Here is a 1,572-nt window from a genome sequence, read left to right as displayed (position 1 = left end):
AAGTACCTTTTTTAACTAGGTTAAGTTAATAAGGGCGCACGGTGGATGCCTTGGCACTAGGAGCCGATGAAGGACGGTACGAACACCGATATGCTTCGGGGAGCTGTAAGTAAGCTGTGATCCGGAGATTTCCGAATGGGGGAACCCCTTATCCGTAATGGGATATGATCTTCCGCTGAATACATAGGCGGTTGAAGGCAGACCCAGGGAACTGAAACATCTAAGTACCTGGAGGAAGAGAAAGCAAATGCGATTCCCTGAGTAGCGGCGAGCGAAACGGGAACAGCCCAAACCGAAAGGCTTGCCTTTCGGGGTTGTAGGACACTCTATACGGAGTTACAAAGGAAGCAGTTAGACGAAGCGGTCTGGAAAGGCCCATCACAGAAGGTAACAATCCTGTAGTCGAAAGCTGTTTCTCTCCAGAGTGGATCCTGAGTACGGCGGAACACGTGAAATTCCGTCGGAATCCGGGAGGACCATCTCCCAAGGCTAAATACTCCCTAGTGACCGATAGTGAACCAGTACCGTGAGGGAAAGGTGAAAAGCACCCCGGAAGGGGAGTGAAATAGATCCTGAAACCGTGTGCCTACAAGTAGTCAGAGCCCGTTAACGGGTGATGGCGTGCCTTTTGTAGAATGAACCGGCGAGTTACGATTTGATGCAAGGTTAAGTGAAAACGGAGCCGCAGCGAAAGCGAGTCTGAATAGGGCGACATAGTATCAGGTTGTAGACCCGAAACCAGGTGATCTACCCATGTCCAGGGTGAAGATGAGGTAACACTCATTGGAGGCCCGAACCCACGCACGTTGAAAAGTGCGGGGATGAGGTGTGGGTAGCGGAGAAATTCCAATCGAACCTGGAGATAGCTGGTTCTCTCCGAAATAGCTTTAGGGCTAGCCTCATGTAGTAAGAGTCTTGGAGGTAGAGCACTGTTTGGACTAGGGGCCCCCAACGGGTTACCGAATTCAGACAAACTCCGAATGCCAAAGACTTATCCATGGGAGTCAGACTGCGAGTGATAAGATCCGTAGTCGAAAGGGAAACAGCCCAGACCACCAGCTAAGGTCCCCAAGTAATCGTTAAGTGGAAAAGGATGTGGGGTTGCTTAGACAACCAGGATGTTGGCTTAGAAGCAGCCACCATTTAAAGAGTGCGTAATAGCTCACTGGTCGAGTGACCCTGCGCCGAAAATGTACCGGGGCTAAACGATTCACCGAAGCTGTGGATGAATCTCTATGAGATTCGTGGTAGGAGAGCGTTCTAAACGCTGTGAAGTCAGACCGGAAGGACTGGTGGAGCATTTAGAAGTGAGAATGCCGGTATGAGTAGCGAAAGAAGAGTGAGAATCTCTTCCACCGAATGCCTAAGGTTTCCTGAGGAAGGCTCGTCCGCTCAGGGTTAGTCGGGACCTAAGCCGAGGCCGATAGGCGTAGGCGATGGACAACAGGTTGATATTCCTGTACCACCAACACATCGTTTGAGTAATGGGGGGACGCAGGAGGATAGGAGAGCACGCCGTTGGTTGCGCGTGTTTAAGCAGTTAGGCAGGAAATGAGGCAAATCCCGTTTCCG

The 1,572-nt window shown here is 51.1% G+C and carries 1 rRNA gene; it reads left to right on the top strand.

Going from position 1 to position 1,572, the window contains the following annotated elements:
• Positions 1 to 18 precede the first annotated feature (18 nt).
• Positions 19 to 1,572: ribosomal RNA gene (locus UFB30_RS16470) — 23S ribosomal RNA — on the top strand; the annotation flags it as partial.

Source organism: Jeotgalibacillus haloalkalitolerans, from assembly GCF_034427455.1.
Classification (GTDB): Bacteria; Bacillota; Bacilli; order Bacillales; family Jeotgalibacillaceae; genus Jeotgalibacillus; species Jeotgalibacillus haloalkalitolerans.
This window is presented reverse-complemented; position numbering and strand designations above follow the sequence as displayed.